At 60.4% G+C, this 15782-nt stretch carries 18 protein-coding genes and 1 pseudogene; 12 read left to right on the forward strand and 7 right to left on the reverse strand.

What is annotated here, in order from left to right:
- Positions 1–152 precede the first annotated feature (152 nt).
- From M3I53_RS16245 to M3I53_RS16270, 6 genes and pseudogenes are all read left to right on the forward strand, one after another.
- A complete protein-coding gene (locus M3I53_RS16245) occupies positions 153–1370 on the forward strand; it encodes a DUF1173 family protein (RefSeq protein ID WP_254316930.1) in 1218 nt (405 codons plus the stop codon).
- 101 nt (positions 1371–1471) lie between these two features.
- On the forward strand, positions 1472–2053 hold the full coding sequence (locus M3I53_RS16250; protein WP_254316931.1) for a hypothetical protein: 582 nt from the start codon (positions 1472–1474) through the stop codon (positions 2051–2053).
- A 2-nt stretch (positions 2054–2055) separates the two neighbouring features.
- Entirely contained in the window at positions 2056–3120 is a 1065-nt protein-coding gene (locus M3I53_RS16255; protein ID WP_254316932.1) for a phage Gp37/Gp68 family protein, read from the forward strand.
- Between the two features lie 39 nt (positions 3121–3159).
- On the forward strand, positions 3160–3750 hold the full coding sequence (locus M3I53_RS16260) for a hypothetical protein (RefSeq protein ID WP_254316933.1): 591 nt from the start codon (positions 3160–3162) through the stop codon (positions 3748–3750).
- Between the two features lie 106 nt (positions 3751–3856).
- Positions 3857–4135 (forward strand): annotated as a pseudogene (locus M3I53_RS16265) (Lar family restriction alleviation protein); the annotation flags it as partial.
- A 15-nt stretch (positions 4136–4150) separates the two neighbouring features.
- Positions 4151–4528 carry a hypothetical protein gene (locus M3I53_RS16270; protein WP_254317002.1) on the forward strand — a complete coding sequence of 126 codons (378 nt, stop codon included), beginning with the start codon at positions 4151–4153 and terminating at the stop codon, positions 4526–4528.
- Positions 4529–4780: 252 nt separating this feature from the next.
- Here the strand turns inward: M3I53_RS16270 and M3I53_RS16275 are convergent, their stop codons facing one another.
- Entirely contained in the window at positions 4781–5911 is a 1131-nt protein-coding gene (locus M3I53_RS16275) for an integrase domain-containing protein (protein WP_254316934.1), read from the reverse strand.
- A gap of 1102 nt (positions 5912–7013) precedes the next feature.
- On the opposite strand from M3I53_RS16275, the gene M3I53_RS16280 reads away from it, so the two are divergent.
- The 4 genes from M3I53_RS16280 to M3I53_RS16295 all read left to right on the forward strand — a co-directional run bounded on the left by M3I53_RS16280 (position 7014) and on the right by M3I53_RS16295 (position 9041).
- Positions 7014–8021, forward strand: coding sequence for a PRTRC system protein D (locus tag M3I53_RS16280; protein WP_254316935.1), 1008 nt, complete (start codon positions 7014–7016; stop codon positions 8019–8021).
- Positions 8018–8452 (forward strand): hypothetical protein, encoded by a 435-nt coding sequence (locus M3I53_RS16285; RefSeq protein WP_254316936.1) that lies wholly within the window; start codon positions 8018–8020, stop codon positions 8450–8452. Before M3I53_RS16280 ends, M3I53_RS16285 begins: the two co-directional genes overlap by 4 nt.
- 185 nt (positions 8453–8637) lie before the next feature.
- Positions 8638–8793, forward strand: a complete 156-nt coding sequence (locus tag M3I53_RS16290) for a hypothetical protein (protein ID WP_254316937.1) — start codon at positions 8638–8640, stop codon at positions 8791–8793.
- A gap of 32 nt (positions 8794–8825) precedes the next feature.
- Positions 8826–9041 carry a hypothetical protein gene (locus tag M3I53_RS16295; RefSeq protein ID WP_254316938.1) on the forward strand — a complete coding sequence of 72 codons (216 nt, stop codon included), beginning with the start codon at positions 8826–8828 and terminating at the stop codon, positions 9039–9041.
- 74 nt (positions 9042–9115) lie between these two features.
- On the opposite strand, the gene M3I53_RS16300 is transcribed toward M3I53_RS16295, so the two are convergent.
- From M3I53_RS16300 to M3I53_RS16325, 6 genes are all read right to left on the reverse strand, one after another.
- Positions 9116–9334: a hypothetical protein gene (locus tag M3I53_RS16300; RefSeq protein WP_254316939.1), complete on the reverse strand. Its 219-nt coding sequence runs from the start codon at positions 9332–9334 to the stop codon at positions 9116–9118.
- Positions 9335–9430: 96 nt separating this feature from the next.
- Entirely contained in the window at positions 9431–10567 is a 1137-nt protein-coding gene (locus M3I53_RS16305; protein ID WP_254316940.1) for a primase-helicase zinc-binding domain-containing protein, read from the reverse strand.
- Between the two features lie 244 nt (positions 10568–10811).
- A complete protein-coding gene (locus M3I53_RS16310) occupies positions 10812–11414 on the reverse strand; it encodes a single-stranded DNA-binding protein (protein WP_254316941.1) in 603 nt (200 codons plus the stop codon).
- 12 nt (positions 11415–11426) lie between these two features.
- Positions 11427–12155 carry a hypothetical protein gene (locus tag M3I53_RS16315; RefSeq protein WP_254316942.1) on the reverse strand — a complete coding sequence of 243 codons (729 nt, stop codon included), beginning with the start codon at positions 12153–12155 and terminating at the stop codon, positions 11427–11429.
- An 83-nt stretch (positions 12156–12238) separates the two neighbouring features.
- The gene (locus M3I53_RS16320; protein WP_254316943.1) at positions 12239–12667 is read right to left on the reverse strand and encodes a hypothetical protein; all 429 of its coding nucleotides are present in this window, start codon (positions 12665–12667) and stop codon (positions 12239–12241) included.
- Positions 12668–12778: 111 nt separating this feature from the next.
- Positions 12779–13120 (reverse strand): hypothetical protein, encoded by a 342-nt coding sequence (locus M3I53_RS16325; RefSeq protein WP_254316944.1) that lies wholly within the window; start codon positions 13118–13120, stop codon positions 12779–12781.
- A gap of 454 nt (positions 13121–13574) precedes the next feature.
- On the opposite strand from M3I53_RS16325, the gene M3I53_RS16330 reads away from it, so the two are divergent.
- Both M3I53_RS16330 and M3I53_RS16335 read left to right on the forward strand, forming a co-directional pair.
- A complete protein-coding gene (locus M3I53_RS16330) occupies positions 13575–14294 on the forward strand; it encodes a nuclease-related domain-containing protein (protein WP_254316945.1) in 720 nt (239 codons plus the stop codon).
- A gap of 160 nt (positions 14295–14454) precedes the next feature.
- The gene (locus M3I53_RS16335) at positions 14455–15756 is read left to right on the forward strand and encodes a hypothetical protein (protein ID WP_254316946.1); all 1302 of its coding nucleotides are present in this window, start codon (positions 14455–14457) and stop codon (positions 15754–15756) included.
- Positions 15757–15782 lie beyond the last annotated feature (26 nt).

Genomic DNA, 15782 nt, shown 5'->3' on the forward strand with positions numbered 1-15782 from the left:
CCCTGCGAAGGCGTCGTCACCCAGCACGACGCGGACAACGAGATGGTGACCGTTCTCAATACCGACGATGGTTCTTTCTGGCACGGTCCCCAACGGCTAGTCCAGGTCGTGGCCTAGTCTGCTCGCGGCGCCCCAACCAGGAGAACCCCTTCATGTTCGAAGTATCGTTCGACGGCGAGCGAGTGCCGCTCACCGAAGTTCAGGAAAATCCAGCACGTTTCGCACGCCGCCTTGAGCGCGCCAAGATTGTCCCCGGCTTCGCGCAGTGCCACTGCCGCACGGACTCGCCTCGCAAGCTCGTGATCCGCCGGTACGGCGCTCTCTTTCATCTCGCCGGCTGGCCCGACGATGGCGTGTATCACGCAGAGGGATGCGAATTCCGCAAAACTCCCGGGACCGCTACGGGCGATGGGAGCGATAGCACCGCCGCTATCGTCATTGACACGGACGGTCTGAACGTGCGACTGGATGCCTCACAGATTCAGCGTGAAGTCGCGTCGGGACCCCGAGCGCGCAGCCAAACGACATCCAACGGCACATCGCGCCGTGCCGGTCCCCTGCTGGCCTTCATGCAAACCTTGTGGGTCAGCGCCGGCCTCAACTCATGGGCAGGTACCACCGATCACCGCAGCTGGGGCGCGGTGAACGCGATGCTACTCGGCGGACTTGGTGAAAATGCGCGGATTAATGGCGCGTCAGCTCAGGATGTCCTGCACGTCATGAGGCGATACGAGGAGAGCGAGCGCGATGCGATCAACGCGGAATTTGAAAGGTTTCTCGCCACGATAACCACCGACGGAAAGGTATCGCGCCGCGCCCTTGTGCTCGGGGAAATTGGCGCAGTCGGCGAAACCAAATACGGAGCATCAATAACGCTGCGTCAGCGCAAGTTGCGCTACTACGCGTCCACCGCACTCATCGAGCAGACCACAAAAAAGTATGGCCACGCATGGCGCGCAATCGCCGAATCCACGGCCCGCGTCATTGGCCTCCTGCTCGTCGAACGCACGACCAAAGGGCACCTGGTCATCATCGATCTCGCCGCTATGCTCTGTTCAGCCGCATTCATTCCCTGTGACTCGATCCACGAGGTCGCAATGGCCAACCGGCTCGTCGGCCTAAGGCGAGTCTTCGAGAAGCCCATCCGCATGGCCGAGGGCGATCAAATGCTGCCCGATTTTGTGCTGCTCGATACCCAGCCCGCAACGCACATTGAGGTCTACGGCATGAACGGACTCGAAAGCTATGAGGAGCGCAAGGCGGAGAAGCGCTCAATGCGATTGGCTCGCGGCATCCCGACCGTAGAGTGGAATGTCGATCGCCAAACAGTCAGACAGGCCAGGCTGCCTTCACCGGTCCAGCGCACTTGACTTCGTCCACGCTCGGTTAGCGCTGGATTCGATCCGGCCCGGTTCAGCAGAATCGCCAGAACCAACCTCGATCTCTCTATCCGACGCGAGTAACAGCGAAAGTGAACGACACAATCGAAACAGAAGCCAGCGACGGCCGTAAATTCGCCCACCAGAGAAATTGCTGGGACGGCCGCGCCGTCTGCGTCGCCGCCATCGCGCCTGCTACAACAGCGCGGCCCGACGACACGTGCAAATGCCGACGGCTTGGAGACTGGAAGGGTTTCCATCATCCCCTGTGCGATAAAGCCTACGAAGACGAGGTCGCTCTACCAGCGGAGATCGCCCCGCCCCAAGGAATCGAAGCAACGTTGGAAACCGACGCGCTCTGCAGATGCACACCTAAACCATCGCGACAACGAGCAGCACGATTGCTGGGGACCCTCGCGGCCGCGCACTTTGATCTTCGGAAAATTTCGCCCTCCAACGAACGAACCGCCGTTTCGGCCGCGCTGGACGAGGCAGAGCGGCTGGCCCGCGAAGTCATCGACAACCCTGTCCCAGACTCCGTGCGAGCCGCCCTCGAACGCATGTGCACGCCTCTGGATCAGTCCTGGCTCTCCGGCGCAACAGCGCAGGCGGACGCTCGTTGCATGAAAGTGATCCGCGAATACGTCCTTGGCGGCAAGGCGGCGCGAGGCTGAAGATGGAAAATACAACGATCGAGTGGGCCGACCACACTTTCAATCCGTTTGTTGGCTGCACCAAAGTCTCGCCAGGGTGCGACCACTGCTACGCCGAACAGCTGCTGGACAAGCGGCTGCACAAAGTCGTTTGGGGCGCGGGCCAGCGACGTCTTCGGACTAGCGCTACCACCTGGCGCGAGCCGCTGAAGTGGAACGCGCGGCACGCAGAATTCTTCGCAACGCATGGCCGACGCCAGCGCGTGTTCTGCGCCTCGCTCGCCGACGTGTTTGATAACGCCATCGATCCGGCGTGGCGCGTTGAACTGTTCGAGCTCATAGCGCAGACGCCAAACCTTGACTGGCTACTGCTGACCAAGCGAATCGGCAATGCCCGCGCCATGCTTAACGACGTCATCGACGAGTTGTCGCACGGCCTAAACACGTGGGACGAGCTCCCGTGGCCGGGGGTCTGGCTCGGCGCGACCGTCGTGAATCAGGAAGAAGCGGACCGCGACATCCCCAAGCTGCTCGAGGTGCCCGCGCGCATCAAGTTTCTGAGCATGGAGCCACTGCTCGGTCCCGTCGACATCAACGACTGGCTCGTACCGGGCTTTCCCCATTGCACAGGGTTCGAGCAAGGCGGGAGCATGGACAACGGATATTGCGGCCTTTGTGCTGGCCATAGAAGTGACCCGATTCACCAACAAGGCATGCATGACTTCGTCGACTGGGTCATCTGCGGCGGCGAGAGCGGTCCACATGCCCGTCCGATGCATCCCGGCTGGGTCCGCGATATCCGCGAGCAGTGCGCGAAGGCTGGCGTTGCGTTTCTGTTCAAACAGTGGGGTGAGTGGGCACCCAGGGAGAACTTCGCCGGCCCTCTGATACGCGCCGAGCGAACTGCGGTTTGGTCCGGCCACGGATGGCGTTTCGACGCCACGACGCCGACCGTGGCCGGCGGCCTGCGCCGCGACGACGAACCGACGCTTTCTCGGTGCGGCAAAAAGAACGCCGGAAGGACGCTCGACGGCCGCACATATGACGGCTTTCCAGAGCTCCGCAACTCCTTTCTAGACAAGCCGTAGACGTTGAAACCATCACACTATGTAAACAAGGAGAGCCGTGTGAGCAGCAATTGGAGTAAATGGGTTGATCCAGAAGAACTATATGAAATCGGGGCCAACATTCCTTCCGAGAATTACCCAGCGAGAAAGGGCACTGGCAATTTTCTGAAGGAATTGGTTGCTCTGCGCGGCTTGGAGTGGGTCCGAGAAACGATGATTTTCTATCATGCCGATATGGTCCGGGGGGCCCGCACCCGTCCGCACGTCTACGTGTCCTTCTATAAGTGGATGCTCGACGAGGAAATCTGGTCCTCGTTGGACGCACTAGCGAGGGCAGTGAAGATCCCCGCGGCTCGCCTGCGCAAGGCGCTCTTCCTCGCTGAATTCCCCGAGGAGATCGCCGATCTCTTTTTTCACGAAAAGCTCACGCCCCAACTGGCCAAGGCACTTTCGGCCCTCACCTCCACCGTAGCAAAAGACGATTTGATCTTCCGTGCGTCGATGATTCCAGAGTACGCAGACGTCTCCAAGAAGCTCCCTGCTCTCAAAGATGAAAACGAAGCGTGGAACCTCCGACTCGGTTTCAGTGAGGACTACGCTCCGTGGGACGAAGAGCACTCAAATAACTCCGGCGTCGATCTTCGTGGGTAGTTGAACCCCGCGTCCAGAGTTGCGGCCCTTGCACCGCTCACCTTGCGGCTTTGAAAACTGGCGTTGCGTGGATAATGACGGTCTACCATTCCACTAACTCCTCGCCATGTACGAGCAGCTGATTCCCTGTGACCACTGCGGCGGTCGACCGACCGTCGGTCGTTCCCAACGTCTGGTCTGCAAGCTCCCAAACCCGCAGTATGACTACACGGAGTGGGGCCGCATGTCCGGGCCTCCCCGGATCGGCGACCGACTGCCGCGTCCGCCTGAGGTCCCGAAGACCGAACCCCTGGTATGTATCTACTGCGCGGACTGCGGAATGCAAACGCCATGGGAAGCTACTGGTCGCGACGAAAAAGCCGCGATGGACCGCTGTGGAGCCGTATGGAACAGACGACTGATGCGCCCCGAAGCCGAGAAGAGCGACGTGCAGCGTCTTGTCGAGCGAGAAATTGGGGCCGCCGACATACCCGCTGTCCTCGATCTGCTATCGCGTACCGCCGGCAACTGGGAAGAGATGGGCCCGATGTTTGCGATGCTCGCTCGGCGGCTCGTGGATGCCACCGTTGTCACGTTTGACTCATGGCCAATCGACCCGGTGCTCAACGACGCGGCACGCTGGAGGAAACTGATCCAGCTCGCGAAATGGGTTGAGATCGACGGCGAGTCGTACGCCCAGTTCCCCAAAATCTATTCGCCCGCCGAGCACGACGAGATGCTATTCGAAGACCGGATCGCCACCGCCGTCGATTCGCTGCCCGACCGCGACCGCTGGTAATCGTTCGGACAAGCAAAAAAATAACCGGCCGCTAGGGCCGGTTGAATGGGTTCTGGGTGTTTGTTTCGAGGGGACCAGAACCTGAGAGACACGCCTTCATTGTGCCTCGCGGCCATGCCCTCTTTTTCCCCGTATCGTTGGTTCTTGAGTGCTCACTCGACGCTCCCCCTGGCCGCGTCAAGGCACTGCCATGATAGCCAGCGCGTTTTTCCCATCAGTGCGCAGCCGAACATTTCTCCAGACAAATAGCGCCTACGCGTTGCCAAGCAGCCGATAGAGCGCTTGCCTGGAAATCCCAAGTGCCCGCGCCGCGTGCGTCTTGTTTCCTCCCGCCGCCTCCAGCGCCTTCGCCGCCTCCTCGACGGTCGGGGACGGTTTCGCCAATCGCTCCTGGCGCGCGAACGTCGAGAGATACGCGTTGGCCTTCGTCACCCGACTATGGCCGGCAGCCTCGACAACGCGGCGCATTGCCTCCTTGTGCACTTCGGGATCTGGCCGAGTTCCAGCGAGCTTCACGGGCGCTGGGACACCGCTCGCCCGCTCATACAGCTCCTGCAGATACTGATGACGCAGCCCGTGGCTTGTGACACCCAGCCCCTTCTTGTTGACGCCGTGCTTCCGCAGCACCGTCTTGTACCGGTCGACCCATTGCTTCAACGTGCGATCCGCGGGAATCGTCGAACCGGTCATCGGGTTAGCCAGCTGCGCTGCCTCCTCGAGCACCGCGAGTTGGTCTTCGATCCGCACCTTGCGCTCGCGGCCGCCCTTCGTGCCACGAGTGACGCCAAGGTTCTCGATATCCTTCACGGCCTCGGCCGGTCTCAGCAGGAAACTCTCGCTGATCCGCAGTCCGAAAGCTGCCTGAAGCTTCAATTGCACCGCCACCCGTGGGCACGTCGTCGCAATCTCCGCAATTTTTTCCGTCGCGTTGATACCGTTGCCCGACCATGACTTGTCCGCTTCGGCCACGTAGGAACGCTCCAGCCCGTTTGCTTTGCGATCCACATAGTCCGCGAGCGTGCCGACCAGGTGTTCCTTCTTCATCCACCCGGCGAGCGTGCGCAGATACGTGAGCTTGTTCTCGATCGTCCCGCCGCTTTGCTTCGCATCCACCCAGCGCCGCACCAGCCACTCAATATGCTTCTGCCGCAGGTTCCACGGGCTCGTCACTGCGAAGCCGCCTCCACGCAGTTCGACCAGCGCGACGCATATCGCACGCACACGATGTTCCTGTGTCTTGATCGACAATGACCTCCCGCTGACTCGCGTCCTGCTGTGAACCGTCGCCACGTGCTCATCGAACAGGTCTATCAACTCCTGTGCAATCGCGGGCGTCAGCCGGTAGCCGCGCACCACCGCTCGAACGTTCAGTATCGCCGCCACTTTTTTCCTCCGTTGCCGTTGCGCTCCGCGCGAAGTTGCGCAGATTGCTGTGGCCAGGTCGGTGATGCCCGATGTCCCTGCCTGACATCGTTGCGGCCGCACCGACCTGACCGCTGTTACTGGCCGCCTGAGCGGCTTCGCCGATTCCCCGGCGCGGGGTTTGTTGCCTTCCTTGCCTTTAGCGATTCCATCCGATCAGCCCGACGCACGGAAGAGATGCGTTCCGACTGTCCACCTTGCTGCGGCACGGGCCGGATCGCGCTTCGCGCAAACCGCTTCCCGCGGTTACTGCCTGTGCTGCCTTGCCGCCTGCTGTGGCTACCCGACCGGCCCCCGGACGCGTTTCCGCATCTGGACACCACACAGCGCCGTCCGGCCTGTGGGTGCCCGGGCCAACTGCCGGGCAATTCCTGTTGCGCATTTTTGGTGACGGCTGCGCGGACCGTTCTATCTTCCGTACAGGGAGGCGCGAAACACTGGCGTGGCCAGCGTGCAGACTCTCCCCCGTTCCGAAGCACGTTCATCTCCGCCGCGGTGTATCGGGCTTCGTGAACGCACCCAGCGCTGTGGGCTGAAGGAACGTGTGTAAGGCGTATGAGACCGAGGGCGCGAACTGTCCAACTGTCCGCACCCACTTTGTCTCATTGCGCCGCATTCCGGCGGACACCCGCCGATCGTATGGATATCGCACTGTCCAGTGGTCCTCAGAGTGGGACAGGGTGGACTTGATCTGATTGAAAAAAAAGCCGCGTCACGGTGGCACGCGGACAGTCTTGGGAAGTTTGCCCTTGCGGGCGGGGGGGCGTTGGCCGATTTGGCCAGAAACAGGACGCGCGAAGTGCCATGCACTTCAGGTCGATGCGCCAGGGGCGCGACAGGTACTGACAAGAATAGGCGCTCGCTGCAATCGCCCGCGAGCAAAAGATGACCTGTTCCAGCGCGCTTTTGGAAACTTGACTTCCCACTACGCTCGATAGACTGGACTCAGCAACATGCCATTTCAAACTGGGCTCCACAGCCTTTTGAGATCCCGGATGAAGTCGGACTTCACGTCTAACTTTGCCGTTCACCCGATTCGTTCTAACCAGGGAACATAGACACCATGAAAACTGCAGTCTTCGCTATCGACGTTGGCTACGGCAACACCAAATACGCTCACCGCGCAGCGAGCGGCACGGTCGCGACGGGCATGTTTCCCTCACTCGCCCCGCTCGCTGCAACCCACTCGCTCTCTGGATTCGGTGAAGGCGTTCTCGCATCGCGAAAGGTGGTCACTATCAAGATCGACGGGATTAACTATGAAGTTGGACCCGACGTTTCGCTGAGTGCTGCCTATGGCAAGACAGGCCGCGCTCTCGCCGACGACTACGTGATGACCGACAACTATGCCGCGCTACTTTTCGGCGCTATCCATTTTGCTGGCATCACGCAGATTGACCGTCTGGTACTTGGCCTGCCCGTGCACAACATGAAGAAGTATTCGGCCGCGCTCAAGGACCGCTTTGTTGGTGCACACGATTTCGGCCCCGGTCGAGTGGTCGTCGAGCGCGTCGTCGTGATCCCCCAGCCGCTAGGCTCACTCGTATTTGCTGCCAGTACGCGTGGCGACAGCTTCAATCGCGACGACGCGCATCTCGTCATCGACGTTGGCTATTTCACGACCGATTGGGTCTATGCGAACGGTTTCGCAATGGACGACACGCGCAGCGGCGGTATGCCTGGTGGCGCGTCACAGATCTATCAGCGCATCGCGCGTCTGATCTCCGTGGACGAAGACGATAACGTGACTGAGATTGAGCTTATCGACAAGGCGCTGCGCGAATACAAGCCTTTCCTTCTCTACGGAAAGGACGTCGATCTCTCGCCCTATCTCGAGAAGGCCAGTCCGATCGTTACCGACGTCGTGAAGGAAATGCAGAACAGCGTCGGTCATTTGCGGAACGTGCGATCGATCATCCTCTCCGGCGGTGGCGCGGGACTCTATGCATCCGTGATCCGGCATGCGTTCCCTCGCATTGTGATCGAGGTGATCGATTCCCCATGCACGGCCAACGCGAGAGGTTTCCTGCTTGTTGGCGAACGCCTTGCGAGCGAGCGCCGCGTAGCATGAGCGACAAGATCGAGATGACCGTCACGGTCAATCCACTTGTCTCGCCGAAGCTCTACCAGCGACTGCGTGCATGCAGCTCGCCGCGCGAGCGCGCAATCGTGTTCCGCGCGCTCGCTGAAGCCAGGCTATGGGACGAGACCATGGGCAATGCTCACCCGGTCGAGCGCGGCGCCCCGGACCGTCGAGAGGCGACCGCCGTACCGGTGTACATTCGGCAGGCGACCCCGGTCCCTCTAGACGTCGCGCCATCGCAGAATGCCGCGACGGGCACCTCCGCGGTGGTGTCGCGCGGCCCAATTGCCCCATCTACAACGAGAGCCGAAATGGGAGCATCGTCAGACGCGTTCCAGACTGTTCGGGTTGCCGACTCCGACGACTCCGGATCGGCATTCGGCGACGCGCTCAGCAATGAGTTTGCTCAGTTTGATTGAACAGGCGCTGCCCCTTTTCTCCCTTTCCCTACGTGTCCGCGAGCGTGCCGCCTATTAGGACCGAGGGGACGGTGGAAGGGTGAGCAGCGCCGCGCGACTTGACTTCAGTGTGGGCATGTCATCATCAAATCAGATGCCGGCGCAACCTCCTGCACCGGTACATAAACTTCAAAGGAGCAGTCAACATGGAATACGAACGTCTCTTCGCCATCCTCCACGGTCAACGCCTGGACGAGCCCCTCACCTGGGTCTATATCGGCGCGCTAGTCGCGGTCGCAATCGCTGGCTGGATGTTTGGCGGCGTGCTCTTTGACGGCGCCCACAACGTTGGGGAACAGTAATGGACAGGATTGAAAGCGCATGGACAACTTTCATGCATTGGCACTGGCTCGCGCGACGCGCGGCTGTCGCCCTCGCCTGCTATGTCGTGGCAATGCTCGGCGTAGCCCTCTACGCCGCAGGACTCCAGGACTCGGGCAGGCTGCTCTTCACTGCAGGCAGCGTCGGCTTCGCCTGGGCAGTGGGATTTCTGTACGCCGTGCGCACCGCGATCTCACTGCTTTTCACGTGTCGCCGCATGTTTTTGTAGATGAGGCGTTTCGTATGGACGAAAAAAAACGGCGGCTCCCGATGTGGGAGCCGCCGTTGCTTCTAGCGTTGGAATCATTGAACAGGCTTCGCCGATACGAACGAGAGCCGTCTCGTACAGAAGTCGAACGCAGCGTCGAAGGGTTGATCGCGAAAGACCATCTTGCAACTGCTCCGATCGAACACGTCGTAGCCAGTCGCGTCCGATTTGAGCACTGGCTGGTGCCCGTTTGCTGCACCGTTGGTGGCCACGATCGTGAACATGTTGCCCACCTTCATCTGGAAAAAGCTCATTTCAACCTCAAAAGAAAAGAGCCCGACGGTCCATCCCCGGCGGGGACGAATCCCCACCGGGCTGGTTCAAGAAAATGCCGGACTGGCCGGCGTCAATCAAATGGCCAGTGCCACGCGTGATGCGTGAGATGCTGGACGCCCCAAGGGGGCAGTTCCATGTGCTGCGATCCAGCGCGACTTCCATTGATCCGCGAAGTCAGTCCCACGTAACTTCGGTCGGTGCGGCACGACCGTATAGCCTTCAGCACGCAATCGTTTCGCGAGGACCAGGCCGGCACTCACGCCCGGCGACTGGCGCGTCCTCGGATCGATGTCATCGAAGTCCATGAAGATGTGCACGACCTTGATCCCGAGACCTTCCGGGACAACGAACTTCGAGAGCAGGATGCGGTTCAGGCAATTCCACACCGGCACACCAAACTCCATGTGTGCGCCATAGACTGTTTCCAGCCCTTCGCCCACACCGATCTCCCCGTCGATGGGGGACATCAATCGCACTGCGCCGCCCGCAAGCGGGTTGAGCGTCATGTCGTTGAGCTTCGCATCGAGAATCTCGCCGTCCCGCGACACAATCGTCGCCTTCGCAGGCTTGACCGGATCGAGGAAGGTGCGATGCAGCGTGCCAAGACACCCATCGGGCAATTCGAATCGCGCCACGATGCCCGGCCACTCGCCGAGCACCTTCTTGTCGTGGCGATACTCAAGCAAGCCAAGACGCAGCGCCGGCGACGGTCCGGCCGTGAGGCCAGGCACACGATCCTGCAGATAGCGCATCGACAGATCGCCCACAGCCTGAGGCTGCGCGCTACTCCACATGGCATCCAGTCGTCTTGCGACAAACGCCGGATCGGCCTTGCGCCTGGGCGCGGGCGCCGTCGAGTTGAGCGGCGCGCGTGACGTCGGCGGTGAGCCACCATCGAGCTCGCACATCAGTCGATACAGCCCCATGCGGTTTGCACGGGCGATCAGCTGAAGTCCGTCACCTGCCATCGGATAACCGTCATTGCACTTTCGGCAAATCCAGTCGCCGCGGCCGCTCTTGTTGTCATAGGTAAAGCGGTCATCGCCGCCGCACACCGGACAGGAACTTGCGTTACCGGTCAGGCAGTCGGCGGAAATACCGTAACTCATCAAGGTCGAAATCCACGCTTCCGGGGAGAGTGTGAATTCCTTCAGTTTGCGTTGCAGCCACTCGTACTTCTCGGGTGGCAGCCCGCGTCCAGATGTACTCATTAGTCACTCTCCGATTTTTGGAAGTGGGTTGGGTCGGTGCCTGAGACAGGCGTGAAAACGCTTGCTCAAAGGAGCGGCCCACGCGAAGCGAGCGGCTCTTTTGAACAGTTTTCAGGTAGGCGAGGAAGCGAGGCGCGCGATATGCGCCGTCGACAGTGGGTAGGCGTTGCGCAGCGCACCCGAAGGCGCGCCACGAAACGTCAGGTGAGGATCTGCGGGAGTCGCAGATCGCTATGGTGAGCCCTTACGGGATTAGATAGCAGCCCATGCCGCACTCGGATAGAGGCCTCGAAAACGGAATGTCGTCCATTTCATCAAAGCCACCGCCGGCGGGCGCACGCATACCTGCACCGCCACCAGCCGAGGACTGGGGAGGCCTTGCCCGGGGCGGGACGCTGGAAGCTGCACGCGGTGAGCCGGAGCCAGCGTTGCCTCCATTGCGTTGGGGTCGCGCGGTTTCACGCGATTCGAACCCCTCGTCATCACCGCCAGGCTCACGATGCTCGCCACCGCTGCGGCCGCCGAGCATCTGCATCTGGTCTGCAACGATCTCCGTCGAATATCGATCGGTACCGTCCTGCGCCTGCCACTTGCGTGTGCGGATGCGCCCTTCGATGTAGACCGACGAGCCCTTCTTAAGATACTCGTTCACGATTTCAGCCAGGCGTCCGAAAAACGAGACTCGGTGCCATTCAGTCATTTCCTTGAACTCGCCCGACGCCTTGTCCTTGTAGCGGTCGATGGTCGCGAGACGGATGTTGGCCACAGCGTCGCCGCTGGGCAAATAACGGACTTCAGGATCCGCGCCGAGATTGCCGACGAGGATGACCTTGTTTACAGATGCCATGGAGTAACGCTCCTATTTACGTGTAATTGACCAGAGCCACTTGTCCCAAAGAACCTGCTGGCCATTTTTCATGATCGGGCGTCCGCCATCGGTGAACGCCGGTACCTTGATCTTTTCGAGACGACGAACCGAAACGGAATCACCAACGCGGCAGCCACTTTGCGCGATCGCATCCTTCAGGCCTTCACCCTGGAGCGTGCGCTCGCCCATCGCGGTTTCGATATGCATGGCGAACGAGGTGTAAAACGGCTTGCCCGTCGGTCTGCGGTTCGGAAATTTCTCCTCACCCCAGCCAAGGACCTTGCCGGTCGTCGCAGCGCGGCTATCGTCGCCGCGTTCGACGTGCTCTCGCGCCGCCCGCCGCCGCACGGGCGCATGCTGCGTTTCATCTTCGCCTGCAGCGCCCTGAGATATCGGAACTTGCGGCTGGTCCGGAGGGGTCGCAGTCGGCACGCCGTTCGCACGAATTGCCACCGAGATTGCGTCCTTGAGCGGAACGCGATGCTCCCGAAGGAGTGACCAGTGCGGTGCGACCTCGGGAAGAATCTTCGTCCCGAACGGAGTCTCGCGCGGCGTCTCCTCAAACGCGGGCCGGAACTGTGCAATACAGTCGCCCTCGTCAACGAAAAGATGCAACACGCCTCCGATCGTGACGAACGTCTCGTTGGATGCGCCCTGCCCGACTTCGCGCGGCTTCGTCGGAGATTGCGGTTCGCAGCGTGTTGGCGGTGCGCTAGGCATAGGCGATGCCTGGACACTGGGAGACCGTCCGGGAAGGAAGTCCGCGAGTACGCGAAAAAGATGATGTGTGCCCACGGTGCCTCCTACAGCAACGTGCCGAAACAGGCATCACGCAGCTCCTCGAGATCACGCTTGAGCAACGGCCTTTCCAGTATCACTTCCTGCAGCGTCTCGGGATCGACGCCGCCCACGCGACAGACGAACTCATATGGGATCGCAGTTGGCCAGTAGTTCATGATCCAGCCAAGCGCAGTGAAGTACGCGGAGCGGTCCACCCTGACGTTGCGCAACCGCGCATTGATCAACGATGCGCAGTCCATGAGTGATTCGGGCAGCGTTTCGCCGTGTCTGCTGTCAAGCGCGAGTGAAATCAACGCGTCGACCAGCGCCTCGCGAACGGCGGGACTCCAGTACTGCGGATCCGGGAGTGGATCGGGTTTAGGGGGGACGACGAGTACCGGAGAGGCCTCGCCGAAGATGTCGAGCTGCCATGCAGCGACTTCTGCTTTCATCGATTGCTCCGGTGAAGCCGGGCAATCGCATACCCTTGGCCGGGAATGGATTCCCGGCTTGGGCAAGGGGCCGCCGCGGCAATGCCGCGGCGGAGGGGTATGACAGGGTCCTTAGTCGGTCCCGGTCTTCTTCAGGGGGATGACAACTGCCGACTTGGCGTACTGCCGCGCCGGAGCCGTTTGAACAGGGGTTGCAGTCGAAGCAGGAGCCACTGCGGCAGCAGCCTTCTGTACCTCAGGTTGTGCCTGCTCGCGCGCCTTGTCGGCGGCTTCGCGTGCAGCTTCACGCTCGGTTGCCTCGAGGGCTTTCGCCTTCTTCTGCAGCCAGCGTACGCCAAGACCAACGAGGAAGAGGCTGACGAAGAACGACGTCGCAGCCAGATATACGATGAGGCACAAGGCGAGCACTTTGCCCGGGGACTTGAGCACATCCTTGATCAAAAGATTCAGCATTTTTCTCTCCAGAAAAATTAACGCACCAGGGGATAGCCAGGCATGGCCTGGGATTTCGATGCTCGTGTCGAGCAGGGAAACCGGCGCGTAGCGCGTTCGCCGTGACCCATGGACGGGACACCGCGAACGGACTCGCGAAACGGAAAGTAAAAGGAGGGGGCGGCACGGGTACCGTGCTGCATTTCGATGCGTGCTAGACGCGGGGATACGTTCAGGCTAATGGATCGATCGGGGTAGTGCGCGATCGAAAGATCGCGAATTCCGGTGGGCTTACGTTCGGCCGTCCCGTTTTCAACCTGTCCGTTTAGGCGCCTAAACGCTTAAACCCGGAATGGTGCACTTTTTGTGCAGCTTTTCGGGCTTGAGCGCGAGCGCCGCCTTCAACGCCCGGGCCGCAACTTGACTTCCCGCAAACCCTGGCAGACTGGACTCAACATCACTACAGGGGGTCCTCATGCCTGGCATCTTCGCTCTTCTTGCTATCGGTTTCGTCGGCTGGCGATTGATCCGGCGCGTCCCACGTAAGCGCACGGCCCGCTTCGGCGATCGCTCACCCGCCACACGCGCGCTCGTGCGCGGAGAAGCAGGCGAGGAGGCAGTGCGCGCAGAACTGCGCCGCGTTCTCACGGCCCTGTGTGGCAACGACTTTTACCTGCACGACGGCGCCGTGCTTCTTCGCCACGCGCCGGGTACCGCCTTTCCGACTGCGGAGATCGACCATCTTGCAGTCACGCCGTTCGGCCTCTTCGTGATCGAAACAAAGAATTGGTCTGGCTTGATCGAACCCGGTGCCACTTGTGATGAGTTGGTGCGTGTCGCCATCAACGGCGAGCGCGAAACGCGCCGCTCGCCCCTTGCCCAGAACAGGACGAAGGTCGCGTTCCTTTACGCAAAACTTCCCAAAGTGTGGACGATTGAGGGGCTGGGTGTGTTCGCCGCACCGGATTGCACGCTTCATCCGGACCTGCCTCCTACGCTCATTCACAGCAACGAGCTGTCGCATTGCCTGCGACTAAAACGCCACAATTTCAGGCTTTCTGGCCAGAAACCGGTCAATGTTAGTACTGCCTGGAAAGCAATTATGCACAACGCATCAATTGACGAGAAAGATCTAGAGGAACACTACGAACGTGTACGGGTTAACCCTAAAGTTGTTTTCGGAAATGCCGTATGAATAGTCGCGCGACTAAGCAAAAGCTGCATGTTTTTCATCATCTTTCGCCGGACCTACGCCGGAATGGACGCGTACGCTAGGCCTGTACCTGCGCGCGCACAAAGAGTCCATGGCGGCGCGAACCAATAGCGCTCCATAAACACGCACGGAAAAAATAACCATGAGCAACAAGAAGCCACCTGTCGATCCCTCGTTCGATCCGAGCATCCCGGAGGACGACCGCAACAAGAAGTCATCTAGCGATTCCCTGTTCGATCCGTCCATCCCGGAAGACGGCGTGACGCTCCCGAACGACGATACCGGCATCGGCGAAGACCTCTACGACCGCCACCTGCCCTCGGATGCTGACATCGCCCTCGCGGCTCGCGAGGCGTTTGGCGACAAGCTTCCGGAAGAGGCGCTCCAGGACCTGATGCAGACCAGTGCCGAGATCAACGAATCGGTGCGCCGCATCATGCACGAGCACATGCATCTCGGGTTCAAGTTTGGCGAGGTGATCCGCCGCGTGCAGACCAACTACGCCACCACCTATGGAAACACCGAGAAAACCCGAGAACGGGCGAGCAGGGAAGCAGTCGCTTATCTTGAAAAGCTTCACCGGATCTCGAAAGGCAAGATCCTTCTGCATCTGAAAGCCTACGCTCGATTCAACGAGAACAGCGACGCCGTTGAATTTCTGCGGCTGACCGACATGCAGTACCTCCTTGCCAGCGATATCACCGACGACATCGTCGAGGAAATCATTGCGAAGAAGAAGCAAGATCCGGAAATGTCCACACGGACCGTCCAGCAGTTGATCGCAATTCTTCGGCAGCAGCGGGACCGTATCGCCGCAGACAAAGAAGAACTGGAATCGGTAAACGACGAGTACGCCGGCCTCATGGAGCAATTCAACTCTGCATCGAGCGAAACCAATCGCCTGAAGCAGGAGATCGAGCGGCTGCGTTCTCAGCAGAAGAGCGCGCAGGACGCCACGGACCGCTTGCGTAACGAACTCACTCTGAGCAGCCAGAGCTCCAGCGCGCTCCACCAGCAGCTTCACGACACGCAGGAAAAGCTTGACACCGTGCGCCGTGAGAATCTCGCTCTGAGTGCGCGCAAGCCCGACATGCAAGACCCACAGGTGAAGGAAGACCTCAAGCGCCTAGAGGATCTCTATGACGAACTGCGAGAGAAAAAGCGCGAACTCGACGCCGAGCTCGAGGAAAAGTCGGAGCGGCGCGCGCAGCTCGAAGCGGAACTCGAAGAAGGCACGGCTGCCGTCGAAGCTGCACGACGGCTGGACGAAGAAATGAATGCGCTCGTGAAAGACTTCAGCACTTTCGCACAGCGCTACAGCAGCGCACAGCTTCTTTGCACCGCAGACGGCAATCCCGGCCGCTTCAAGCCGCTGTTTCAGGCTCTCGGCGACCTCGTCGGCAAGTTCCATCTCGAGATCACCGCCGCAGTGAAGGCTGCATAACCTGTAACGAGTTCCGCGATTGTGGC

It is taken from the genome of Paraburkholderia sp. CNPSo 3272 (assembly GCF_024206495.1).
In the GTDB taxonomy this organism is placed as follows: Bacteria; Pseudomonadota; Gammaproteobacteria; order Burkholderiales; family Burkholderiaceae; genus Paraburkholderia.